Origin of the sequence: Actinomycetospora chibensis (assembly GCF_028737215.1) — a bacterium.
GTDB lineage: Bacteria > Actinomycetota > Actinomycetes > Mycobacteriales > Pseudonocardiaceae > Actinomycetospora > Actinomycetospora chibensis.
The window spans coordinates 91,675-114,593 of sequence record NZ_JAQZAM010000011.1; the positions used below are offsets into that span (position 1 = coordinate 91,675).

Consider the following 22,919-nt stretch of genomic DNA (forward strand, 5'->3'; position numbering starts at 1 on the left):
GTCCAGGGGCGTCATCGGTGGTTCTCGGCGGTGCGGCAGGCACGGTCGCGAAGGCTACTCACCGTCTCCGTCGTCCCTCCGCAGGCCCTGTGGCCTGCATCGGGAGTCACAGGAGCATCACGGGAGCGTGAGCGGCACCTGGCGCGGCGGCGCCGTGGACACCGGCACGGCTCCGTGCTGGGCGAGGTAGGCGCCGATGTCGTGGAACAGCGGCGCGGCGGAGTCGCCGCCCGGCGGGCGGTCGAGCATCAGCGCGACGACGTAGCGGGGGTCCTGGGCCGGGAACATGCCGGCGAAGGTGATCCAGTAGTTCGACTGGGAGTAGCAGCCGCAGCCCGGGTCGACCTGCTGGGCCGTCCCCGTCTTGCCGGCTACCGGATAGCCCGGGATCGCCGCCTGCGGCCCCGTGCCGCGGTTGCCGCCGCGGCCGTCCTGGGTCACCGACTGGAGCATGTCGCGCATCGTCCGCGCGGTCTCCGGGCTCATCGCCCGCACGCCCTCGGGCGTCGGCGACGGGGTGCGGACGCCGTCGGCCCCGACCTCGGCCTCCACCACCCGCGGCGGCACGCGCACGCCGTCGTTGGCGACGGCCTGGTACATGCTCGCCATCTGCAGCGTGGTCATCGAGAGGCCCTGGCCGATGGGCAGGTTGCCGAAGGTGCTGCCCGACCAGTCCTCGCGGGCCGGCACCGACCCCGGGCTCTCACCCGGGAGCTCGATGCCGGTCCGGGTGCCGATGCCGAGCGACTCGAGCATCGACGCGAACCGGTCGGGGCCCACGCGCTGGGCCGTCATCAGCGTGCCCACGTTCGAGGAGCGCCCGAGCACGCCGTTGAGCGTGAGGTTGATCGTGCCGTGGGACCAGGCGTCGCTGATCGTGCGGTCGGCGACGCGGATGCTGCCCGGGACCTGGAGGACGTCCTCGGGCCGGGCCACGCCGGCCTCGAGGGCCGCGGCCATCGTCACGAGCTTGTTGACCGAGCCCGGCTCGAACGGCGACGTCACCGACGGGTTGCTCAGCTGCGCCCCGGGCGCGCCCGGGGAGGCGGGGTTGAACGACCCGGAGTTGGCCATCGAGAGCACCTGGCCGGTGCGCGCGTCGAGGACGACCGCGCTGCCGTTGCGGGCGCCGACGCGGGCGGTGTATTCCCGCAGGCGCTGCTCGACGGCGTACTGCAGGTCGGTGTCGAGGGTCAGGACGATGTCACGACCCGCCTGCGCGGGCTGCTCGGCGCGCGTGGTGCCGGGGATGACGGCGTCGCTGCCCTCCGCGGTGTCGACGACGCGGAAGCCGTCCTGACCGGCGAGGGTGGTGTCGAGCGCGCTCTCCAGCCCGATCGACCCGCGGATCTTCTGGCGGTCCATGTTCCAGGCGGCGCTGCCGACGACGGTCGCGGCCACGTCGCCCGCGGGATACTGCCGCGACTCGCGGTCCTCCTCGGCGATCTCGGGGAACGCCTCGCGCACCTGGCGCGCGGCCCCGGGGTCGACCAGCGGGGCGAGCACCACGTAGCTGCGGTCCGAGGTCAGCGACGCGAAGATCGGGCCGGGGTCGAGGCCGAGGATGCGCCCGATGCCCAGGGCGATCGCCGACTTGCGCTGGTCCGGGGTCGGCGAGCCCGGCTGGCTGCGGACCGCGGGGTCGTTCCAGTCCTCGGTGATGCGCCGCGGGTTCGCGACGAGCGCCTTGGCCTCGACGCTGAAGGCGAGCGGTGTGCCGTAGCGGTCGAGGATCGCGCCGCGCTCGGCGGGCACGACCAGCTTCGTCGTGCGCTGTCGGGCGGCGTCGGCGGAGAGGTCCCCCGCACGCAGGCCCTGGACCTCGACGAGCTTGAGGGTGCACAGCAGGAGGACCGCCACCAGGATCACGCGGCCGACCCGCAGGCGGCGCCGCGGGTCCGGCGGCCGTGGGGCCGGGCGGCCCCGCGGCCCCCGCCCCCCCTGCCGCGGCGGGGGCGGCGGCGGTGACGGGCGACGGCCGCCGGGGCCCCGCACGCCCGGGCCGCGCGCCGGCGGCCGGCTCAGGGTGGCCCGGCTCGTGGTCGCCCGGCTCATGGTCCCGGAGCCACGCGGCATCAGGGGGCCGCCGGCGAGGCGTCGTCGGCGGCCGCCGCGGAGTCGGGGGTGGTCTCGGAGTTCGCCGGGTCCGGGGTGGTGTCGGGGGTCGCGTCCGGCACCGCGACCAGCTGGTCCTCGGCCGCCGCCGCACCGGCCGGTGCCGGGGCGGGCTGTCCGTCGGTGGCGGCCTGGGCGCCGTTGTTCTGGGCGCCGTCGTTCTGGGCGGGCGGGGTGGCGGGGACCGCGACCGGCGGCGGCGGGGCGACCGCCTGGGCGGGCTTCGGGTCTCCGACGACCTGGGACGACCCGTCGGGAGCGATCACCAGCACCGCGGGCTCCCCCGCCGGCACCATGCCCTGGGCCCGGGCGGCGGCGGCCAGCGCGGGCGCCGACTGCGCGGCCTCGACGTCGCGGTGGAGGCGCTCGCTCTGCTCGGAGAGGTCGCGCGCCACCTGCCGGGCCTCGTCGAGTCGGTAGGAGTCGGCCGCAGCCGCCGTCGAGAGCCACAGCGTCGCCACCAGCCCCCCGGTGAGCAGCACCATGATGAGGAGGACGAACGGGGCGATGCCGGAGGCGCGCGTGTCCGCCGTCCGGGTCGGGGACGCCGTCGCCGCGCGCGTCGGGACCGTGGGACGGCGCGTACCCGTGTCCCGCGACGCGGGCCGGGTGCTCGTCGTGCCCGGGCGGGGGCCGGTCAGGGTCCCGGTGCTCATGCGGCCTCCCGAATACGTTGCGCGGCACGCAGCCGCACCGACGCCGCCCGTGGGTTCGCGGCGATCTCGTCCTCATCGGCCCGTTCCGCGCCGCGGGTCAGCAGGCGCAGCTCGGGCTCGTCCTCCGGCCGGACGATGGGCATGTCCGGTGGGGCCTTGGTGCGCGAGTACTCGGCGAGCACGCGCTTGACGATCCGGTCCTCGAGGGACTGGTAGGACATGACGACCACCCGGCCGTCGACGGCCAGCGCGCGGACCGCGGCCGGGATCGCGCCGGCGACGGCGTCCAGCTCGCCGTTGACCTCCACCCGCAGCGCCTGGAACGTGCGCTTGGCGGGGTTCCCGCCGGTGCGGCGGGCGGCGGCCGGGATGGCCTCGTCGAGGAGGGCGACGAGCTCCGCGCTGGTCCGCAACGGAGCCCGCCGCCGGGCGCGCACGACGGCCTCGACGATGCGCCGGGCCGATCGCTCCTCTCCGTACTCGTGCAGCACGCGCACCAGGTCGCCGGGCGCGTAGGTGTTGAGGACGTCGGCCGCGGTCGGGCCGGTCGTCGGGTCCATCCGCATGTCCAGCGGCGCGTCGCGGGCGTAGGAGAAGCCGCGCTCGTCCTCGTCGAGCTGCATCGAGGACACGCCGAGGTCGAAGAGCACGCCCTGGACGCCGCCGAACCCGAGGTCGTCGAGGACGTCGGGGATCGCGTCGAAGACGGCGTGGACGAAGTGAGTGCGGTCGGCGTAGTCGCTCAGACGTTCAGAAGCGAGTCGCAACGCCGATCGGTCGCGGTCAACACCCACAAGAGTGAGTCTCGAGTGCCGAGAAAGCAGCGCGGCGGAGTGGCCGGCGGCCCCCAGGGTGGCGTCGACGAGCACGGCGTCCCGGTCGGCGAGGGCCGGCTCGAAGAGGGAGACGATGCGGTCGAGCAGGACGGGGACGTGACGGGGGGGCGCGAACTGCGGCTCCTGCCCCTCGTCGTCCACCGAACGCCCCTCACCGACTCGTCGTCCCGGGGCCCGCACGCCCGGTCCTCTGTTGCTGCGGTCGGATGTCGTCACGTCCCGGCCCGCAGGGCGACGGACCTGGCGCCGGGGAAGGTGCGCCAGGGCTGTCGCCCTGCGGACCGGGGCCTCACGGCACCCGACCCGGCGCCCCTCGAGGGCGCCACGTGTTCGCTTGTCGGTGCGGTCGACGTCAGAAGACGCCGGGCAGCACTTCCTGCTGGGCCTGCGCGTAGCCGGCTTCGTGCTCGTCCTGGTACCGCGCCCACGCCGCGCTGTCCCAGATCTCGAGGCGGTTGACCGCCCCGATGACCGTGCAGTCGCGGTCGAGCCCGGCGTAGCGCCGGAGCTCGGCCGTGATCGGGATACGACCCTGGGAGTCGGGGCGCTGCTCGTCGGTGCCGGCGAACAGGTAGCGCTGGTACGCGCGCACCCGCTCGTCGGTGAACGGCGCCTCGGCCACCTTGCGGGCCATCTGCTCGAACTCGTCACGGGGGAACACATAGAGGCAGTGGTCCTGACCCTTCGTGATCATCAGCCCCCCTGCGAGCTCGTCCCGGAACCTCGCGGGCAGGGTCAACCTGCCCTTGTCGTCCAATCTCGGGGTGTGGGTGCCGAGGAACACGGCGCCCACCTCCCTGGCGAGGCCCGTCCGCCCCACTGCTCACCACCATACCCCACGATCCCCCACGGCCAAACCATCCTGAGGGCCTCGTGATCCCCCATCGGGGTGTTCTGCCTGCTCAGGGCGCGTGGGGTGATGTGGGGGGCGCAGGCGCGACCCTGACGCCTCGGGGCCCTGCGAGCCCGTCGACACGCCGTTCCGGAGTGCGACGGAGGCGTTCCGAGCTGGGGATGGGGCGCCGCGGCCTGCCGGTGGGGCGGGGTGGGGGACGCCGGTGGGGCGGGGTGGGGACGCGCTCGCCGGCCCTGTGGGGCGAGGTGGGAGGCGCTCGCCGACCTGGTGGGCGGGGTGGAGGAAGCGAGGGCGTCCCTCGCTGCCCACAGGTGAGCGAAGGACGCCCTCGCCGGCCCGGTGGGGCGAGGTGGGGGGCGAGGTGGGGGGCGCTCGAGGGGGACGTCGGTGGCCATGAGCGCGCCCGCTGCTCCCCCAGGCCCGTGTGGCGGGCTCGCCGGAGCACCCGCAGCGCTCATGGACGGCGGCGACGCCACGGCCGCGGGGAGATCAGGGGCGCGCTGACCACCCGTCAGCACGCCTTCGGGGTGTCGACGTGCCCCTGATCATGGAAGCACCGCCGCCGGGACCCCGGAACGACGACGCGCCGCCGACCACGGGGGTCGGCGGCGCGTCGGAGCGTCGAGAAGCGGAGGGCTACTCCTGCTCGAAGCGGCGGCGGAAGCGCTCTTCCATCCGCGAGGTGAAGCGGCTGCGTTCCTTCTCGCTCGCGGCCGGGGACTCGCCCTCGGCAGCGGCGGCTTCCTTCTTGCGCGCGCCGAAGGACGTGATGGCGAGGACCGCGCCGCCGAACATCGCGAGGAAGCCCGCGACGCTCACGATGATCCCCACGGTCGAGGAGCTGAAGACGACGCCCAGGACGAGCATCACGACGCCGATGACGAAGAGGGCGATGCCCTGCACGCGGCGCCGGCGCGACGGGCGACGGAGCTTGCCTCCCCGGACGGTGGACGCGAACTTCGGGTCCTCGTCGTAGAGGGCGCGCTCGATCTGCTCGAGCAGGCGCTGCTCGTGCTCGGAGAGCGGCATGTTTCTCCTCCGGCACCGGAATGGAAAAAGACGCCCGACCTCGGGGGGTCTGGCGGGCATCGTCGGGATGTCCGACACCCATCGTACGAGTCCGGTGGCAGTCCCACTACCCGGACCGGCGTGTTGCGCTCCTGATCATCCGTTCGGCTCCCGTGGTGATGCCGCTCGCGACACGCGCGGATGCTCTCGGTGACGATCCGGCCCACCGGCACGCGCCGGATCCGCGGCCTCGACGGGTGAGCGGGCCCGGGTCGGGTCCGGATCACCGAGCAGGCTCGCCGGACGAACCGCCGCGACGCCGAAGCGTGAACGGGCCTGGTCAGCGGCGCGCTCGGCGTCCGACCAGCCGTGCTCGGCCTCGCCGAGGACGATCTGCTCGGGTGCGCGGTCCGCCGGGACGAGCCCCTCGGCGCGGACCCCGAGCAGTCGCACCGGCGCGATCGGGCCGAGGGCGTCGAGGAGCTCGCCCGCGGTGGCGTACAGCTCACGGGCGAGATCCGTCGGCGCCGGGAGCGTCCGCGATCGTGTGATCGTGGTGAAGTCGTCGAAGCGGACCTTGAGCGCGACCGTCCGCGCCCGCACCGCGCGCCGGCGCAGCATGCGTCCGGTGCGGTCCGCGAGGCGCAGGAGCTCGCGCCGCAGGACGGCCCGGTCGACGAGGTCGCGGGCGAACGTCTCCTCGGCGCCGGCGGACTTCTCGCGGCCGTGCGGGTCGACCCGCCGCTCGTCGACACCACGCGCCAGGGCGAACAGGTGGACGGCGTGGGCCTCCCCCACCGCCCGCCGGAGCGTGGCGAGCCCGGCCGCGGCGACGTCCCCGACCGTCGCGATGCCGTGGCGGGCGAGCACCTCCTCCGTCCGCGCCCCGACGCCCCACAGCGCACCGACCGGCAGCGGGTCGAGGAAGGCGCGGACCCCGTCGGCGGGCACGAGGTGCACCCCGTCCGGCTTCGCGACGCGCGAGGCGAGCTTGGCGACGAACATCGTCGACGCGATGCCGACCGAGCAGGTGATCTGCTGGGAGGCGGCGACCTGCTCGCGGATCGACGCCGCGATCTCCAGCGGCGTCGCCCCGAGCCGGCGCAGCGCGCCGGACACGTCGAGGAACGCCTCGTCGAGGCTCAGCGGCTGCACCAACGGCGTGACCGAGCGGAACACCTCCATGACCGCGCGGGAGACCTCGGAGTACGCGGCGAAGTCCGGCGGCAGGAACACGGCCTGCGGGCACAGCCGGTGGGCGCGCGCCGACGGCATCGCCGAGCGGACCCCGTGAGCCCGCGCCTCGTAGCTCGCCGAGAGCACGACGCCCCGCTCCGGGCCGCCTCCGACGACGACCGGGTGGCCCCGCAGCTCGGGCCGTGAGCGGATCTCGACCAACGCGTAGAACGCGTCCATGTCGACGTGCAGGATGCCGCAGCCCGCGTCCCGGCCGGGCGCCTGACCCGACGGGGGCGTGCTCAGCCCGGCCGCCGCGCGAGGACGTGCAGCTGCGAGGCCATGTCGCGCAGCGGCGGGGTGCCGGCGGCGATGTCCTCGAGCTCGGCGAGCGGGTCGGGCACGGCGCCGCCGGAGTCGAGCACGCCGTCGGGCACGAGATCGGCGAGCACCCGGTGCCCCTGCACCCGCTCGACCGACAGCTGCCCGTCCACCTCGACCAGCGTGCGAATCTCCTCGACGTCCATGCGGCGGCGCAGCGGGTCGTTGGCGCCCCAGCGCCCCGAGGGGTCGACGAGCACCCGGCGGGCCTCCTCGAGCCGGCCGGCCACGACCCGCGAGAGCACGGCGGCGAACCGGCCGGCGACGAGCAGCGAGAGCGCTCCGCCGGGCACGGTGGCGAGGGCGAGCGCCCGGCACGCCTCGGCCGGGTCGTCGACGTACTCGAGCAGCCCGTGCCCGAGGACCAGGTCGGCCTCGGCCTCGGCGACCACGTCGGCCAGCGCGTCCACGTCGCCCTGCACCGCCCGCACGCCGCCGGCGACACCCGACTCGCGCGCCCGGCTGCGAAGCACCGCGAGGGCGTTGGCGCTGGAGTCGACGACCGTGACCTCGCACCCGTCGGCGGCCAGGGGCACCGCCCAGGTGCCGCTGCCGCCGCCGACGTCGAGGACGCGGGGTGCCGCGCCGCCACGGCGGCTCCGCGCCGCGGTGAGCTCGACCCGCAACGTGCGCGCGACGACGTCGACCGGGGCGAACGACGGGGCGCGACTCACCGCGACACCGTAGAACGTGGGACGGGTGCGCGGGGTCACCGACCGGTAGGTTCCCCCCGTGCACGTCACCGGGGTGCTGAGCCTCAAGGGCGGGGTCGGGAAGACGACCGTCGTCCTGGGCCTGGCCGGATCCGCCCTCCGGGCCGGTCTGCGGACCCTGGTGGTCGATCTCGACCCCCAGGGCAACGCGACGACCGCGCTCGAGCCCGAGGCCACCGAGACCACGATCGCGCAGGCCATGGAACGGCCGTCGGCGGCGCTGCTCGCGTCGTCGATCGCCCCCAGCGCCTGGGGCGAGGACCTCGACGTCCTCGTCGGCTCGGAGGACATCGAGCGTCACAACCACCCCGATCCGGGGTCGCAGCGGCTGGGGGCACTGGCGCGCCTGCTCGGCGACCTGCCCAAGGACGAGGACGGCGCCACCCGGACGGGCCTGGCGAAGTACGACCTCGTGCTCATCGACTGCCCGCCCTCGCTCGGCCAGCTGACCCGCTCCGCCCTCGTGGCCGTGGACCGGGCCGTCCTGGTGACCGAGCCCACGATCTTCGCGGTGTCCGGTGTGCAGCGCGCCTTCGAGGCGGTGCAGGCCGAGCGCGAGAACAACCCGGACCTCCAGCCCCTGGGCGTGCTGGTGAACAAGTACCGGGCGCGCTCCTCGGAGCACGAGTTCCGCCTGAATGAGCTGCGCGAGCTCTTCGGACCCCTCGTCATCTCCGGGGCGCTGCCCGACCGCAGCGCGGTGCAGCAGGCCCAGGGCGCCGGGGTGCCGATCCAGCGGTGGGACACCCCGGGCGCCCGCGAGATCGCGAGCCAGTTCGACTCGCTGCTCGGCCGCATCGTGCGCTCGCGCACCCACCGGTCGGGCCGCGGGCGGGCCCGGCGGGCGCCCGACGCCTGACCGTCAGCGTCCGCGCCCGGCCACGGTGCGCGTGACCAGCGCGAGGAACAGGTCGGCCTGGCGCACCATGTCGTCGGCGTCGCGCTGGGACACCTTCCCCCGCACCCCGGCCTCGACGGCCGAGCGCGTCGCCGAGTGCGCCGCGAAGAAGGCCGCCCACTCGCCGTACTCCGGCGCGACGGACGCGAGCAGCGTCCAGGCGTCCGTGGGGCGCGAGGCCCGCTTGGCGCGGGCGCGCAGGGCGAGGACCGCCGCCGCGGCGCGGAGGGCCCCGAGGTGGGCGGCCCGGAAGCGCTCGGCGGCGTCGTCCTCGGCCTGGGCGGCCCGCAGCTCGTCGCGGGCGGCGCCGAGCAGCTGCACCACCGTGCGCGACGGCGGCGGAGCCGGCGCGGCCGGGGTCGCGCGGGTGGGGGCCCCACGCGCATCCGGCCGCGCCGGCGTGCCGGACCGGGCGGGGGCGGGGACCGCCGGTCCGGCGTCGGTGGGCGCCGCCCCGCACGGGGCGGCCTCCGGAGGGGTGGTGTCGAACAGTCCGGGCATGGCGAGAGCGCTGGTCATGGTGATCTCCTCAGGGCATCGGGCGTCGCGGGCGGGTCAGTAGCCGGCGCGACGGAGGTCCCACACGCCGGGACCCGAGCGCATGCGCAGCACGAACTCGCCGGGCGGCAGGTGCGGCTCGTCGGACCGGCACGCGAGCACGCGCCAGCAGCGACACCGGTCTCCCCCGACCGGCATGGCCGAGAGGAACGGCCACCGGGACTCCTCGATCCAGCGTTCCTGCACCTCGGTGACCAGGTAATGACTGTCCCGCCGGTTCGGGCGGCGATGGAACTCGACCGGGTCGCCGTCCGCACAGCGGACCTGGACCGGCGACGGACTGCGAACCACGATGCGTCCTCCACGGCGGCTCGTGCTCCTCGACCCGGGGCCCGGGTCGAGTGGGTGCCTGCCACCGTGGGGAGCCGGCGGCACTCCCGGACGGCGGGGCGCTTCCCCCGCCCCGCCGTCCGAGCGATCGAACACGTGTTCGATAGGACCCAGTGAACCCGGTCGGTCCGGCGCCGTCAAGTCGATCCGCCCGTCCCCCCGGAGGCGATCCCGGGACCGCGCGGAGAGCACCCGGCCGGAGAGATCGGACCGTGCCCCGCGGCCGGGGCGTGGTGAGATATCCGCGTGTCCGTCACCGACTCCCCCCGCGCCGCGGGAGCCGGCCGATGACCGCCGCGCCGGCCCGCGCGACGGTCGTCGACCTGACGCCCGACGACCTCGCGGCCCGGCTCGACGAGGCGTTGACCGTGTACGTGCACGCGATGGGCTATCCGCCGGGCACGGTGCGGCAGCGACGCCCGATGTGGGTCGAGCACTCCCGTCGTCCGGGCTGGCACGCCGCGGCCGCGCTGGGGCCCGACCGCTCGCTGTGGGGCATCGCGTACGGCTACCCGGGCGCGCGGGGCCAGTGGTGGTTCGAGGAGGTGCGCCGCGGTCTGCTCGCGGGCGGCGCCACCGGCCGCGAGCTGGCCGAGACCGTGCTCGACGACTACTTCGAGCTCACCGAGCTGCACGTGCGGCCCGACGTGCAGGGCGACGGCCTCGGCGAAGCGCTGGCCCGGCGCCTGCTGGCGCACCCGGCGAACCGCCACGTCCTGCTCTCGACCCCCGAGGCGGACCCGCCGTCCCGGGCGTGGTCGCTCTACCGCCGGCTCGGGTTCACCGACGTCCTGCGCCACCACCGGTTCACGAGCGATCCGCGGCCGTTCGCGGTGCTCGGCCGGGCCCTGCCCCTCGAGCCCCCGGGTACGCCGCACCGCCCGGGCCGCGCCTGACCGGCACCGTCGGGGGCGCCTGGCACCATGCGCGGGTGCCCGCGTCCGTTCCCCCGACCGACTCCCGCCCGAGCCGCCCCCGGGCCACGCCCAGCAACCGCCGCCGCACCCTCGTGCTCCTGGCCGTGGTGCTGGCCCTGGTCGGCGTCCTCGGCACGGGCTGCGTGCGGGTACGGGCCGGCATGGCCGTCTCCCCGGACGACCGCGTCTCGGGCGTCGTCGACATCGCCACCCCGGACGGGGCCCCCGCCGGGCAGGGCCCGCCACTGCAGGTGCCCGACGACCTCAGCGGGAACGTCTCGGTCGAACGCTACGAGCAGGACGGGTACATCGGCTCCAAGGTGCAGTTCGACGACCTCTCGTTCGACGAGGTCACCCGCCTGCTGCCCTCGATCAGCCCGACGAGCACGCAGGCGATCCGGGTCCAGATGCGCCGCGCCGGCGATCGGGTGGTCGTGTCCGGACAGGTCGACCTCACGCGGGTGTCGCCGGAGAGCGCCGACGTGCAGCTGAAGATGGCGTTCCCGGGCACGATCCGCCAGACCGACGGGACGGCGACGCCGGGCCTCATCAGCTGGACGCTCCAGCCCGGCACCGTCAACGACGTCAACGCCGTGGTCGAGTACCCGGACCCCGACGCCCCGTCGTGGATCCTGTGGTCGCTGCTGCTGCTCGCGGTGGTCGCCGTGGCGGTCGCGATCGTGGTGCTGCTGGCCGCGTCGTCGCGCACCCAGCTCCGGACCCGCGCACGCCGCTGACCCCGCCGAGGAGCCGCCGGCCCCGCCGACCCGCAGGCCGACGGGGCCGGGCAGCGCGCAGGAGCGGGGCGTCAGGAACGGGGTGACGACGGCACGAGGCCGAGGCGCTGGACGACGTCCACCACCGCGGGCGAGCGGTTCATGCTGATGTAGTGGATGTTCGTGACGCCCTCGTCGAACATCCGCTGGGACAGCTCGACGCACAGGTCGATGCCGGCGTCGCGGTAGCCCGCGGCGTCGTCGACCAGGGGGTCGAGGCGCTCGGACATGAGCTTCGGCAGCGGCGCGCCGGAGAAGTCCGCGCCGCGCTCGGCCGACTTCGGCGTCGTGATCGGCATCAGGCCGGGCATGACGGGGATGTCGCAGCCGGCGGCGGCGATGCGGTCGCGCATGCGCAGGAACTCGTCGGCGTCGTAGAACATCTGGGTGATCGCGAACTCCGCGCCCGCCTTCACCTTCTGCACGAAGAACCGGGTGTCGGTGTCCTCGTCGACCGACCGCGGGTGCAGGTACGGGAAGGCCGCGACGCCGACGCAGAAGTCGCCCAGGCGGTTCACCATGTGGACGAGCTCCTCGGTGTAGCTCAGCCCTGCCGGGTGCGGCACCCAGTCGGCGTCCTTGTCCCCGGGAGGGTCACCACGGATCGCGAGGACGTTGCTGATGCCCGCCGCGAGGTAGGAGCCGATCACCTGGCGCAGGTCGTCGAGCGAGGCGTCGACCGCGGTGAGGTGGGCCATCGCCGTCAGCGTGGTGTCGGTGGCGATGCGACCGGTGGTGCGGATGGTGCGGTCGCGGCTCGAGCCCCCGGCGCCGTAGGTGACCGACACGAAGGCCGGGTCGAGCGGCTCCAGGTCGCGGATGGTGCGCCAGAGTGTGGCTTCGCCCTCATCGTTCTTGGGCGGGAAGAACTCCGCCGAGAACGTGGGCACCCCGCGCTGGATGCGCTCCGTCACAGTAGCCATCCGGCGACCCTACGGTGACGGGGTGTCGTTACGGAGGTCCGTTGTGACCGGGACCGCCCGATCGGCCAGGTCGGCCGAACGGCCCTAGGCTCCGGTTCCGGACACGTCTGCGGTCCGGAGGGGAGAGTGGGGATGACGCTCGGCGGAGTCTCGACGCGAGCCGACCACGGTGCCCACGACCCGTTCGGCAGCCCTGCTGAGCAGGGCGGACGCGCCATCGAGCACGACCTGCCCGGTGCGGTGACCGCCGACCTGGCCGACTACCTCGCCGGCCGGCGCGCCGAGTGCGCGGACATCGCCGAGGAGTACGCCGGCGCCGTCGACGACCTCACACGTTTCGTCCTCGCCGGGGGCAAGCGGCTGCGTCCCACGTTCGCGTGGTGGGGCTGGCGGGCCGCCGGCGGCCTCGACGACCCCTCCGCGGTGCTGCGCGCCGTCAGTGCCCTGGAGCTCATCCAGGCGTGCGCGCTGGTGCACGACGACCTCATCGACGACTCCGCGACGCGCCGCGGCGAGCCCACCGTGCACGCCCGGTGGGCCTCGCGGCACGCCGGTGCCGCCTGGACGGGAGACCCGACGCGCTTCGGGGCCGCGGTCGCGATCCTGCTCGGCGACGTGGCGCTGGCCTGGGCCGACGACATGCTCCACGAGTCCGGGGTGGACCCGGTCGCGCTCGCCCGCGCCCGCCCCGCGTGGCAGGCCATGCGCACCGAGGTGCTCGGCGGCCAGTTCCTCGACGTCCAGGGACACGCGTCGTCCGACTCGAGCCCCGAGACCGCCCTGCGCATCAGCCGGTACAAGACCGCGGCCTACACCGTGGAGCGCCCGCTGCACCTCGGCGCCGCGATCGCGGGCGCCGACGACACGACGATCGCCGCGCTCCGGCGCTACGGCACCGACCTCGGCATCGCCTTCCAGCTGCGTGACGACATGCTCGGCGTGTTCGGCGACCCGGCGGTGACCGGGAAGCCCGCCGGCGACGACCTGCGCGAGGGCAAGCTGACCCTGCTCGTCGCGCTCACCCGCGCCCACCCCGACCGCACGACGGCCGCGGTCGTCGAGCGCGCCGTGGGCAACCCCCACCTCGACGCCGAGGGCGTCGCCGCGGCCCGCGAGGCCCTCGTCTCCCTCGGCGTCGTCGACGACGTCGAGCGCCGCATCACCGAGCTCACCGCCTCCGCACTCGACGCGGTGCGCGGTGCCGACGCCCCGGTCCTGGCCGTCCCGGCCCCCGACCGGCTCGCCGACCTGGCCGTCGCCGCCACCCGGCGCGCGCGCTGATCCACCTCTCAGGAGTCGCGTGACCCGCACCGTCCAGTCCCCCACCGACCACGTCGTCGTCGTGGGCGCCGGCCTCGCCGGCCTCGCGACCGCCCTGCACCTGCTCGGCGCGGGCCGTCGCGTCACGATCGTCGAGCGGGACGCCACCCCCGGCGGGCGCGCCGGCCGCCTCGACCTCCACGGGTTCCGCCTCGACACCGGCCCGACCGTCATCACGATGCCCGAGCTGATCGAGGAGGCGCTGGCCGCCGTCGGCGAGAAGCTCGGCGACCGCCTCGAGCTCGTCGACCTCCACCCCGCGTACCACGCGCGGTTCGCCGACGGCAGCGCGATCGACGTGCACACCGACCCGGGCGCGATGGAGCAGGAGATCCGCGAGAAGGTCTCGGCCGCGGACGCCGAGGGCTACCGTCGGCTGCGGGACTGGCTCACCGAGCTCTACCGCGTGCAGATGGCGACCTTCATCGACGCGAACTTCGACTCGCCGCTCGACGTCCTGAGCCCCGATCTCGCGCGGCTGGGCGCGCTCGGAGGCTTCGGACGGCTCGGCTCGAAGATCGCCAGGTTCCTCGACGACGAGCGCCTGCGGCGCATCTTCTCCTTCCAGGCCCTGTACGCGGGCGTTCCCCCGGCCAAGGCGCTCGCCGCGTACGCGGTGATCGCCTACATGGACACGATCGCCGGCGTCACGTTCCCGAAGGGCGGTGTCCGTGCCCTGCCCCAGGCTCTCGCCGACGCCGCGGCCGACGCGGGCGCCGAGTTCCGCTACGGCACGACCGTCACCGGGCTCGAGCGCTCCGGCGGGCGCGTCCGGGCGCTGCGCACCGTCCCGACGGGCGAGCCGAGCGCCGACGGCGACCGCCTCGCCGCCGACGCCGTCGTGCTGACCTGCGATCTCCCCGTCTCCTACGGCCTGCTCGGGCGCACGCCGCGACGTGTGGTGCCGATGCGCTGGTCGCCCTCGGCGTTCGTGTGGCACGCCGGGGTGCCGGCCGGCACCGGGCAGCTGGACCACCTGGGCCACCACACCATCTCGTTCGGCGACGCCTGGGCCGGGACGTTCGACGAGATCATCACCGAGGGCCGGCTGATGTCCGACCCGTCGCTGCTCATCACGCACCCGACGGCCACCGACCCGTCGCTGGCGCCCGACGGGCACGGGCTCGTGTCCGTGCTCGCTCCCACCCCGAACACCGACAAGGCCCCGCTCGACTGGGACCGCATCGGGCCGCGCTACCGCGACGAGCTGCGCGGGGTGCTGGCCGGGCGCGGGATCGACCTGGGCGAGTCGGTCGTCGAGCACCTCATCACCCCCGACGACTGGGGCCGGATGGGCCTCGCGGCGGGCACCCCGTTCTCGGCGGCGCACACGTTCGCGCAGACCGGCCCGTTCCGCGCGGGCAACCTCGTGCGCGGCGAGGGCAACGTCGTCCTCGCCGGCTCGGGGACGACGCCCGGCGTCGGCGTCCCGACGGTGCTCGTGTCGGGCAAGCTCGCGGCGGCGCGGATCACGGGGTGAGCCGGATGAGCACGCGATGAGCACCACAGAGCTGGACGCCGCCGGCATCACCGACCCGGCGCTGCGCGACGCCTACACGCAGTGCCGGGCGCTCAACGCCGTGCACGGCCGGACCTACTTCCTCGCCACCCGCCTGCTCGCCCCGGCCCAGCGCCCGGCGATCCACGCGCTCTACGGCTTCGCGCGGATGGCCGACGACGTCGTCGACGACCCCGACGCCGACGCCTCGCCCGCCGCCGTCGCCGCGCGGCTCGAGGAGGTCCGCGCCCGCATGCGCCGGGGCCTCGCGGGGACCGACCCGCGGACGCTCGTGACCGAGGGCGAGCCGGTGGTGGCCGCGCTCGCCGACACCGTCGCCCGCTTCGGCATCGACCACCGCCACCTCGAGGACTTCATGGACTCGATGGCCATGGACCTCACGGTCACCGACTACCCGACGTTCGACGATCTCGCGGGCTACGTGCACGGCTCGGCCGCGGTCATCGGGCTGCAGGTGCTGCCGGTCCTGGGGACGGTCGTGCCGCAGGAGGAGGCCGCGCCGTACGCCGCCGACCTCGGCGTCGCCTTCCAGGTGACCAACTTCCTGCGCGACGTCGGCGAGGACCTCGACCGCGGCCGCGTCTACCTGCCCGCCGCGGAGCTCGCGGCGTTCGGCGTCGACCGCGACCTGCTGGCGTGGTGCCGCACCACCGGCCGCACCGACCCCCGGGTCCGACGGGCCCTCGCCCACCTCGTCGCCCGCACCCGCGCGGTCTACCGGCGCGCCGAGCGCGGCATCGCCCTGCTCCAGCCGGTGTCGCGGCCGTGCGTGCGGACCGCGCACGTGCTCTACGGCGGCATCCTCGACGAGATCGTCGACGCCGACTACGACGTGCTGCACCGGCGCGTGGCCGTCGGGAACGGGCGCCGCGCCGCGGTGGCCCTGCCGCGACTGGCCCACGCCGTGGGGACGCGGTGGCGGACACGATGGGGCGGCACCCGGTGGCGACGGCGGCTCGCGGCGTGACCCTCGTGCTCGCCGTCGACGCCGCCTGCGCGCGGTGCCGGGCGGTGGGCACCACCGTCGCGGACTCCGTCGGGCCGGACCTCGAGGTGCTGCCGCTGGCCGACTACCGGGTGACGGCGTGGTGCGCCGAGTCCGGCGTCGCGGGGGACGCCCCGACGCTGCTGGAGATCACGCCGACGGAGGGCGACGACCGCGTGCGGGCCTGGACCGGCCCGGCGCTGGCCCCCGCCATGGTGCGTCGCCTCGGCGTGCGGCGGGCCGCCCGGCTGACGGCGGCGTTGCGGGCGCACGGCCTGCTCGGCGGGGCGCTGAGCGGACTGAGCCCGTTCAGAACGCCATCGCCTGGGCGCGACGCTTGACCTCGCGCCCCCGGTCGGAGCGCAGTGCGTCGATGGGGGTGCCCGGCAGGGAGTCGTCGTCGGCGAAGAGCCACCGCAGGATCTCCCCGTCGGCGTACCCCCCGTCGCGGAGGACCTGGATGGTGCCGGGCAGGCCCTTCACCACCCCGTCGGTGGTGAGGAAGGCGGCGGGCACCGACCAGCGGTCGTCCTCGCGAACGCCCAGCAACTGCCCCTGCTTGATCATCTGACTGACGCGCGTGCGGGGCACGCCGAGACGCTCGGCGACCTGGGCGAGCGAGACGACCTCGATGTCGTGGCCCACGAGGGCGGCGAGGGACTCGGTCACACGCGTCACTGTGCCAGAGGTGAGGCCCCTCCGGCCCCCTGTGCGCGCGTGTGTCCCGGGGTGTCCAGACCGTTGCGGATCAGGGCCTCCGGGTGGGCGAGCGCCGGGAGGTGGCCGCCGGGCACGAGCACCGGTTCGACGCCGGCGCGCGCACGGGCGAGACCGATCTGGAAGTCCGGCGGGAAGAAGCGGTCGTCGCGTCCCACGACGACGGTGACCGGCACGTCGGGCCACGCCGGGAGCGACCAGCCGTCGGCGAACGGGCCACCGGACTGCTCGCGCTGGTGCTCCGCGCCGGCCGCGACGACCTCGGCGGGGACGTCGTGCAGGAACTCCCACTCGGGGTCGAACCCGGCGTCCTCGCGTCCCGCGGCGCGGCCCGCGGCCTCCTTCGCCGCCGCGTGCCCCGACCCCGTCCACCACTGCCCGGGCGTCTCTCCCACCGCGGGGATCATGGCGTTGACCAGCACCAACCGCGCCACCGGGATGCGCCGGCAGATCTCCACCGCGGTCTGCCCGCCCAGCGACTGGCCGACCACGACGGGGTCGGGGCGGCCGCCGAGGGCCTCGAGCGCGACCTCGACGTAGCGCGGCACGCCGGCGTCCGGGTCGTCGGCGGGGAGGTCCACGGCGATCGGCTCGTCGCCCGCGCCCGCAGCAGCTCCACCACGCGGTGCCAGTACCAGGCCGCGCCGCCCGCGCCGGGCACGAGGAGCCAGGTCGTCATGGCCGGGCAGCCTAGGGGTGCGCCTCCGGCGCATGTGGGCGAAGCGCACCCGGTCGAGGGGCCGCGCGTCGGGCACGAGAATCCCCGCAGGTCACCGACCTCCTCGTAGCATCGGGTCCATGACGTCCGTCCCGACCGCCGACCCCGCGGGGACGGTGCTGGAGGGGCGCTACCGCGTCGACGGCCTCCTGGCGCGCGGCGGGATGTCGGTGGTGCACCGCGGGAGCGACCTGCGCCTGGACCGTCCGGTGGCCATCAAGATCCTCGATCGCGGCCTCGCCGCGGACCCCGCCTTCGTCCGGCGCTTCGAGCGGGAGGCGCGAGCGGCGGCCCGTCTCGCGCACCCCGGCGTGGTCGCCGTGCACGACCAGGGACGCGACGCCGACGGCACCGTCTTCCTCGTCCTCGAGCTGGTCGAGGGCGGGACGCTGCGCGACGTCCTGCGCGACCAGGGGCGTCTGCACCCGGCGGCGGCCCTGACGGTCATCGAGCAGGTGGTCACGGCCCTGCAGGTCGCCCACGACCGCGGCCTCGTGCACCGCGACGTGAAGCCCGAGAACGTGCTGGTGGGCACCGACGGATCGGTGAAGGTCGCCGACTTCGGGCTGGTCGCGGCGGCGTGGGAGACCGACGCCCCCGACCCGACCGACCCCGAGGGCTCCGGGGAGATGGTGCTCGGGACCGTGGCGTACCTGGCTCCCGAGCAGGTCACCGACGGCCGCGCCGACGCCCGCAGCGATCTCTACGCGGCCGGGATCGTCCTGTTCGAGCTGCTCACGGGCGTGCCGCCCCACGGCGGGGACGACGCCGTCGCCGTCGCCCGTCGGCACGTGCACCACGACGTCCCGCCGCCCTCGTCCGTCGTCGGCGGCATCCCCCGCGCCCTGGACCGCCTCGTGCTCGCCGCGACCCAACGCGACCCCGACGCCCGCCTCGCCGACGCCGGCGCCTTCATGGCCGCCGTCCGCGGCGTGCGGATGGACGCGGACCTGCCCTACCACCCGGTGCCTCCGCCCCCGCGCCGCACGGGCACCGCGGGTTCCCGGCCGCTGCGGGGGACGCGGCTGCTCGACCTCGACGGCGCACCCCACGAGGCGCCCCGGACCGGTCGCCGCCCCTGGGACGACGAGCCGTGGGACGACGAGCCGGAGGACGCCGACGACGAGGGCGACGACCTCACGGACGAGCCGGACGACGACCACGGTCCCGGCCCCGACTCCGGCCCCACGGTGCGCCGCAGGCCCGACGGCGCGGTGGACGACGTCGACGTGGCCATCGAGCGGATCGAGCGCCGGCGGGCCCGGTCGCGCTCGCGCCGGCTGCTCGGCGCCTGGCTGCTGCTCGTCTCGATCGCGACCGTCGCCGCGGGCGCCGCCGGCTGGGGTCTGGGGCTGCCGGGTTAGCTCGTCGCCGGGTCCTTGCGACCCCAGACGGCCGTCATCATCCAGCACTGGGTCCAGAGGTCCGGGTCGTCGAGCAACGCCGTCGCGGCGTCCAGCGTCGGCGCGTCCAGCCGTCCGCTCGCGAGGACCCGGTCGCGCACCTCGGCGAGGAAGAGCTTGAAGTAGAGGGCGCCGCGGTCGCCTCCCCGGATGTTCTGCACGTCGGTCGTGGCCTGCGGCCGCGCGAACCCGGCCGCACCGACCATCCGCGGCAGCCCACGCCCGATGAGCCAGTCGACGCCGTTGTCCTGTCCCCACGCGATCAACGCGCGCCAAGCCACTCGGCCACGCTGCCGTTGCCGCCGCCCGGGAGCGTCACGTCCGTGGACATCAACCCGGCGCTCCTCCGGTGTCGCGGCGTCGTCGAGGATGTACGCGGGCAGGGCTCCCGCGGTCACCCCGTCGCCGGACCGCGGGCTCATCGGTGCTCCGGGTTCTCGAAGTCGAACCGGCAGCCGGCGTCCCACTCGGAGCGCTGGTTGCCGTACGCCGGGATGCCGCCCCGGTCCTTGAGCATCCGTGCCACGTGCAGCAGGTTCCAGGTCATGAACGTGGTGTTGCGGTTGGTGAAGTCGTTCGACGGGCCGCCCGAACCGGGGTCGAGGTAGGACGGGCCGGGGCCGGCCTCGCCGATCCAGCCGGAGTCCGCCTGCGGCGGGATCGTGTACCCGAGGTGCTGGAGGCTGTAGAGCACGTTCATCGCGCAGTGCTTCACGCCGTCCTCGTTACCCGTGATCAAGCAGCCGGCGACGCGGCCGTAGTAGGCGTACTGCCCGGCGTCGTTGAGCAGGTGCGAGCACGCGTAGAGGCGCTCGATCACGTGCTTGGTCACCGAGCTGTTGTCCCCCAGCCAGATCGGGCCCGCGACGACGAGGATGTCCGCGGCGAGGACCCGCTGGTAGAGCTGGGGCCACTCGTCGGACGCCCACCCGTGCTCGGTCATGTCCGGCCAGACACCGACCGCGATGTCGTGGTCGATCGCCCGGAACTGGTCGACGCGCACACCCTGCTTCTCCAGGATGCCGACGCTGAGGTCCACCAGGCCCTGGGTGTGACTCACCTCCGGCGAACGCTTCAGCGTGCAGTTCACGAACAGCGCCGACAGATCCTGGTACCCGGTCACGCTCCGCCTCCCCCGGTCGCCGCGCGGCGATCATCGGGACGTCACGATCCTCGGGTGCGGGCCGGCGGGACAGCTCGAACTCGCACCGTGCCCGGCCCGCCACCCGACGTGGCGAGCGCTCAGTTGCGCAGCATCTCCGCGACCAGGAACGCGAGCTCCAGCGACTGCTGGGTGTTCAGCCGCGGGTCGCAGGCCGTCTCGTAGCGACCGGCGAGGTCGGTGTCGGAGATGTCCTGGGCGCCGCCGAGGCACTCGGTGACGTCCTCCCCGGTGAGCTCGACGTGGATGCCGCCGGGGTGGGTGCCGAGGCCCTGGTGCACCTCGAAGAAGCCCTGGACCTCGTCGACGACCTGGTCGAAGTGCCGGGTCTTGTAGCCGGTGGTCGCCTCGACGGTGTTGCCGTGCATCGGGTCGCACTGCCAGATGACCTGGTGTCCCGACCCCGTGACCTTCTCGACGATCGACGGCAGGACGTCGCGGACCTTGCCCGCGCCCATGCGCGAGATCAGCGTCAACCGGCCGGGCTGGTGGTACGGGTCGAGGCGCTCGACGTACTCGACCGCCTGCTCCGGCGTCGTGCCCGGACCGATCTTGATGCCGATCGGGTTGGCCAGCAGCTCCGCGAACGCGATGTGCGCGCCGTCGAGGGCCCGGGTGCGCTCGCCGATCCACAGGAAGTGGGCGCCGAGGGAGAACAGGCGGGCGTCGTCACGGCTGGTGGCCTCGACCCGCGAGTCCAGCCGCAGCAGCGCGCGCTCGTAGTCGAGCACGAGGGCCTCGTGGCTGGCGAAGATCTCGGTGCCGCGCAGGGAGTGGTCGTCCACCCCGGCCGCCGACATGAACCGCAGCGCCCGGTCGATCTCGGCGGCCACGGCCTCGTACCGCTCGCCCGCGGCCGACGTGCGCACGAACTCCCGGTTCCACTCGTGCACCTCGTGCAGGTCGGCCATGCCGCCGGAGGTCAGGGCGCGGACCAGGTTCATCGCCGCGCCGGCGTTGGCGTACGCCCGGATCATGCGGCCCGGGTCGGGGATGCGGCGCTCGGCGTGCGCGGCCAGCGAGTTGACCATGTCGCCGCGGTAGGACGGCAGGCCCAGCGCGTCGGTGTTCGACGAGCGCGGCTTCGCGTACTGACCGGCGATGCGCCCGATCTTGACCACCGGCAGCGACGCCCCGTAGGTCAGCACGACGGCCATCTGGAGCAGGGTGCGGATGTTGCCGCGCAGGTGCGGCTCGGTGTTGTCGGCGAAGGTCTCCGCGCAGTCGCCGCCCTGGAGCAGGAACGCCTCACCCCGGGCGACGGCGGCCAGCTGGGACTGCAGCCGGTCGATCTCGGCGGGCACGGTGATCGGCGGCACGTGCTCGAGGACGGTGCGGACCTCGGCGACCGCGTCGGGTTCGGGCCAGTCGGGCTGCTGCGCCGCCGGGCGCGCGAGCGCGGCGTCGAGACGTTCCCGCAGGGCGGGAGGCAGGGGCGGCAGGCCCGGCAGAGCGTCCACGGGCAGGTCGACGGACCAGTTCACACCCGCCAGCGTAATGGGCGGTGACAGCGTCGCTGCGTGTTCCCCGCGACCCCGTCCCCCGGGTCCCGCCGATCACGCCCCGACCGTCGGACCGCCCTCGTGCAGCGCGCGCCAGTGGGCGTCGATGACCTGCCAGCGGGCCAGGTTGTGGCGGGCGTCGGCGAGCGCGTCGTGGGCGTCCGCGGGCGCCGACGGCAGCTCGGGGCGCCCGACGTCGTCCCAGCGCTGGCGCAGGTCGCGGGTGAAGCGCGGCAGGGCCCGCGGCAGGTCGGGCATCGCGCCCCAGAGCTGCGCGATCGCGACGTGGTCGTACGCGGCGTACCACGCCCAGAGCTCCACCGGGCCGTCGCCGGCGGTCACGAACTCGTAGAACGCCTCGCGGATGCTCAGGCGGCTGCGCCACGCCGGGTCCGACATCGGGGGCAGCTTGTCGAGGACGTTGTGCCGGACCCACGGTCCCGCCCGCATGGGGTCGAACTGCTTGGAGATCGCGTAGAACTCGCGGCCCTGCTCGTCGACGACGCCCACCGAGACCAGCTCGATGGTGGTCCCGTCCTCGATGAACTCGCAGTCGTAGAAGTACCGGGCCACGGCGGTGATTCTGGCCGGTGGGACCCGGCCGCGATCAGGCGGCCTCGGCCTCCGCGCCCTTGTCCTTGAGCGTGCTGGCGTAGACGTCGACGTACTCCTGGCCCGAGAGCCGCTGCACCGCGTCCATGATCTCGTCGGTCATGGCCCGCTCGACCTGGCGGTCGTCGGTGATGCCGGCGTAGCGCGAGAAGTCCAGCGGCTCGCCGATGCGGATGCCGATGCGGACCGGGCGCCAGAAGCGGGAGCCCACGGGGTTCGCCTGGTCCGTCCCGATCATCGCCACGGGGACGACGGGCACGCCGGCCTCGAGCGCCATGCGCGCCACGCCGGTGCGGCCCTTGAACAGCCGGCCGTCGGGCGAGCGCGTGCCCTCGGGGTAGATGCCGAACAGCCGGCCCTCGCGCAGGACGCCGATGCCGGTGTCGAGCGCGGCGCGCGCCGCCCGCCCGTTGCCGCGCTCGATCGGGACCTGGCCCATGCCGGTGAAGAACCAGCGCTTGAGGGTGCCGAGCACGCCGGGCTGCGTGAAGTACTCCGCCTTGGCGGGGAAGGCCATCCGGCGCGGCACCATCAGGGGCAGGACGAAGGAGTCGAGCACCGCGAGGTGGTTGGACGCGACCAGCGCCCCACCCTCCCGCGGCAGGTTCTCCGCCCCCACCACGCGCGGACGGAACGCCACGCGCATGAGCGGGCCGAGCAGCACCCACTTCATGATCCAGTACAGCACTCGCGCTCCCGTCCGCCCCGCCCTCGTCGCAGCTCTCGTCGCTGGGCGCGAGCGTAGGGCCCACCCGCGGCCCGACACAGCCTCGGCGCGACCCGTCACACGACCCGATCGGCCCCCTCGGACGTCCGCGATCATGCGAACGGCCGCCCG

General features: G+C 74.9%; 25 protein-coding genes. 8 read left to right on the plus strand and 17 right to left on the minus strand.

Annotated elements, in window-relative coordinates; all coding sequences use genetic code 11:
* Positions 1–117: 117 nt before the first annotated feature.
* The 7 genes from PH189_RS17895 to PH189_RS17925 form a co-directional block, all read right to left on the minus strand.
* Positions 118–1,869, minus strand: coding sequence for a peptidoglycan D,D-transpeptidase FtsI family protein (locus PH189_RS17895; RefSeq protein WP_274190176.1), 1,752 nt, complete (start codon positions 1,867–1,869; stop codon positions 118–120).
* A 206-nt stretch (positions 1,870–2,075) separates the two neighbouring features.
* Entirely contained in the window at positions 2,076–2,771 is a 696-nt protein-coding gene (gene ftsL, locus PH189_RS17900; RefSeq protein ID WP_274190177.1) for a cell division protein FtsL, read from the minus strand.
* Positions 2,768–3,748 (minus strand): 16S rRNA (cytosine(1402)-N(4))-methyltransferase RsmH, encoded by a 981-nt coding sequence (rsmH, locus tag PH189_RS17905; RefSeq protein ID WP_274190178.1) that lies wholly within the window; start codon positions 3,746–3,748, stop codon positions 2,768–2,770. Before rsmH ends, ftsL begins: the two co-directional genes overlap by 4 nt.
* 211 nt (positions 3,749–3,959) lie before the next feature.
* A complete protein-coding gene (gene mraZ, locus PH189_RS17910) occupies positions 3,960–4,391 on the minus strand; it encodes a division/cell wall cluster transcriptional repressor MraZ (protein ID WP_274190179.1) in 432 nt (143 codons plus the stop codon).
* A 708-nt stretch (positions 4,392–5,099) separates the two neighbouring features.
* A complete protein-coding gene (locus PH189_RS17915) occupies positions 5,100–5,492 on the minus strand; it encodes a DUF3040 domain-containing protein (protein ID WP_274190180.1) in 393 nt (130 codons plus the stop codon).
* Between the two features lie 135 nt (positions 5,493–5,627).
* Positions 5,628–6,953 (minus strand): DNA polymerase IV, encoded by a 1,326-nt coding sequence (gene dinB, locus PH189_RS17920; RefSeq protein ID WP_378014957.1) that lies wholly within the window; start codon positions 6,951–6,953, stop codon positions 5,628–5,630.
* Positions 6,950–7,702 carry a class I SAM-dependent methyltransferase gene (locus PH189_RS17925; RefSeq protein WP_274190332.1) on the minus strand — a complete coding sequence of 251 codons (753 nt, stop codon included), beginning with the start codon at positions 7,700–7,702 and terminating at the stop codon, positions 6,950–6,952. The genes dinB and PH189_RS17925 overlap by 4 nt, the downstream gene beginning before the upstream one ends.
* 58 nt (positions 7,703–7,760) lie before the next feature.
* Between PH189_RS17925 and PH189_RS17930 the strand changes: the two genes are divergently transcribed.
* On the plus strand, positions 7,761–8,600 hold the full coding sequence (locus PH189_RS17930; protein ID WP_274190181.1) for a ParA family protein: 840 nt from the start codon (positions 7,761–7,763) through the stop codon (positions 8,598–8,600).
* 3 nt (positions 8,601–8,603) lie between these two features.
* Here the strand turns inward: PH189_RS17930 and PH189_RS17935 are convergent, their stop codons facing one another.
* Together PH189_RS17935 and PH189_RS17940 are read right to left on the minus strand one after the other, a co-directional pair.
* Positions 8,604–9,158, minus strand: coding sequence for an SAV_6107 family HEPN domain-containing protein (locus PH189_RS17935; RefSeq protein WP_274190182.1), 555 nt, complete (start codon positions 9,156–9,158; stop codon positions 8,604–8,606).
* Between the two features lie 36 nt (positions 9,159–9,194).
* Positions 9,195–9,488, minus strand: coding sequence for a hypothetical protein (locus PH189_RS17940; protein ID WP_274190183.1), 294 nt, complete (start codon positions 9,486–9,488; stop codon positions 9,195–9,197).
* A 326-nt stretch (positions 9,489–9,814) separates the two neighbouring features.
* Between PH189_RS17940 and PH189_RS17945 the strand changes: the two genes are divergently transcribed.
* Both PH189_RS17945 and PH189_RS17950 read left to right on the plus strand, forming a co-directional pair.
* Positions 9,815–10,423 (plus strand): GNAT family N-acetyltransferase, encoded by a 609-nt coding sequence (locus PH189_RS17945; RefSeq protein ID WP_274190184.1) that lies wholly within the window; start codon positions 9,815–9,817, stop codon positions 10,421–10,423.
* A 35-nt stretch (positions 10,424–10,458) separates the two neighbouring features.
* Positions 10,459–11,181 carry a DUF3153 domain-containing protein gene (locus PH189_RS17950; protein ID WP_274190185.1) on the plus strand — a complete coding sequence of 241 codons (723 nt, stop codon included), beginning with the start codon at positions 10,459–10,461 and terminating at the stop codon, positions 11,179–11,181.
* Between the two features lie 71 nt (positions 11,182–11,252).
* Here PH189_RS17950 and PH189_RS17955 read toward each other — a convergent pair whose 3' ends face one another.
* Positions 11,253–12,143, minus strand: a complete 891-nt coding sequence (locus PH189_RS17955; protein ID WP_274190186.1) for a methylenetetrahydrofolate reductase — start codon at positions 12,141–12,143, stop codon at positions 11,253–11,255.
* A 132-nt stretch (positions 12,144–12,275) separates the two neighbouring features.
* Here PH189_RS17955 and PH189_RS17960 point away from each other — a divergent pair, with 132 nt between their 5' ends.
* From PH189_RS17960 to PH189_RS17975, 4 genes are read left to right on the plus strand one after another with little or no spacing between them, the layout of a single operon-like run.
* Positions 12,276–13,424, plus strand: a complete 1,149-nt coding sequence (locus tag PH189_RS17960) for a polyprenyl synthetase family protein (protein ID WP_274190187.1) — start codon at positions 12,276–12,278, stop codon at positions 13,422–13,424.
* Between the two features lie 19 nt (positions 13,425–13,443).
* Positions 13,444–14,943 (plus strand): phytoene desaturase family protein, encoded by a 1,500-nt coding sequence (gene crtI, locus PH189_RS17965; RefSeq protein ID WP_274190188.1) that lies wholly within the window; start codon positions 13,444–13,446, stop codon positions 14,941–14,943.
* Positions 14,944–14,959: 16 nt separating this feature from the next.
* Complete coding sequence (locus tag PH189_RS17970) at positions 14,960–15,949, plus strand: phytoene/squalene synthase family protein (RefSeq protein ID WP_274190189.1); 990 nt, start codon at positions 14,960–14,962, stop codon at positions 15,947–15,949.
* A complete protein-coding gene (locus tag PH189_RS17975) occupies positions 15,925–16,308 on the plus strand; it encodes a hypothetical protein (RefSeq protein WP_274190190.1) in 384 nt (127 codons plus the stop codon). The genes PH189_RS17970 and PH189_RS17975 overlap by 25 nt, the downstream gene beginning before the upstream one ends.
* Here the strand turns inward: PH189_RS17975 and PH189_RS17980 are convergent.
* Positions 16,277–16,636, minus strand: a complete 360-nt coding sequence (locus PH189_RS17980; RefSeq protein ID WP_274190191.1) for an Rv2175c family DNA-binding protein — start codon at positions 16,634–16,636, stop codon at positions 16,277–16,279. The two genes, PH189_RS17975 and PH189_RS17980, sit on opposite strands and share 32 nt — an antisense overlap.
* Positions 16,637–16,641: 5 nt before the next feature.
* The gene (locus tag PH189_RS17985) at positions 16,642–17,265 is read right to left on the minus strand and encodes an alpha/beta fold hydrolase (RefSeq protein WP_274190192.1); all 624 of its coding nucleotides are present in this window, start codon (positions 17,263–17,265) and stop codon (positions 16,642–16,644) included.
* 217 nt (positions 17,266–17,482) lie between these two features.
* Between PH189_RS17985 and PH189_RS17990 the strand changes: the two genes are divergently transcribed.
* On the plus strand, positions 17,483–18,766 hold the full coding sequence (locus tag PH189_RS17990) for a protein kinase domain-containing protein (RefSeq protein ID WP_337994168.1): 1,284 nt from the start codon (positions 17,483–17,485) through the stop codon (positions 18,764–18,766).
* Here PH189_RS17990 and PH189_RS17995 read toward each other — a convergent pair.
* From PH189_RS17995 to PH189_RS18015, 5 genes are all read right to left on the minus strand, one after another.
* A complete protein-coding gene (locus PH189_RS17995; RefSeq protein WP_274190193.1) occupies positions 18,763–19,227 on the minus strand; it encodes a hypothetical protein in 465 nt (154 codons plus the stop codon). The genes PH189_RS17990 and PH189_RS17995 overlap by 4 nt on opposite strands.
* Positions 19,224–19,928 (minus strand): flavodoxin family protein, encoded by a 705-nt coding sequence (locus PH189_RS18000; protein WP_274190194.1) that lies wholly within the window; start codon positions 19,926–19,928, stop codon positions 19,224–19,226. The genes PH189_RS17995 and PH189_RS18000 overlap by 4 nt, the downstream gene beginning before the upstream one ends.
* A gap of 119 nt (positions 19,929–20,047) precedes the next feature.
* Entirely contained in the window at positions 20,048–21,451 is a 1,404-nt protein-coding gene (locus PH189_RS18005) for a class II 3-deoxy-7-phosphoheptulonate synthase (protein ID WP_274190195.1), read from the minus strand.
* 72 nt (positions 21,452–21,523) lie between these two features.
* Positions 21,524–22,042 (minus strand): polyadenylate-specific 3'-exoribonuclease AS, encoded by a 519-nt coding sequence (locus tag PH189_RS18010; RefSeq protein ID WP_274190196.1) that lies wholly within the window; start codon positions 22,040–22,042, stop codon positions 21,524–21,526.
* Between the two features lie 34 nt (positions 22,043–22,076).
* Entirely contained in the window at positions 22,077–22,769 is a 693-nt protein-coding gene (locus tag PH189_RS18015) for a lysophospholipid acyltransferase family protein (protein WP_274190197.1), read from the minus strand.
* Positions 22,770–22,919 lie beyond the last annotated feature (150 nt).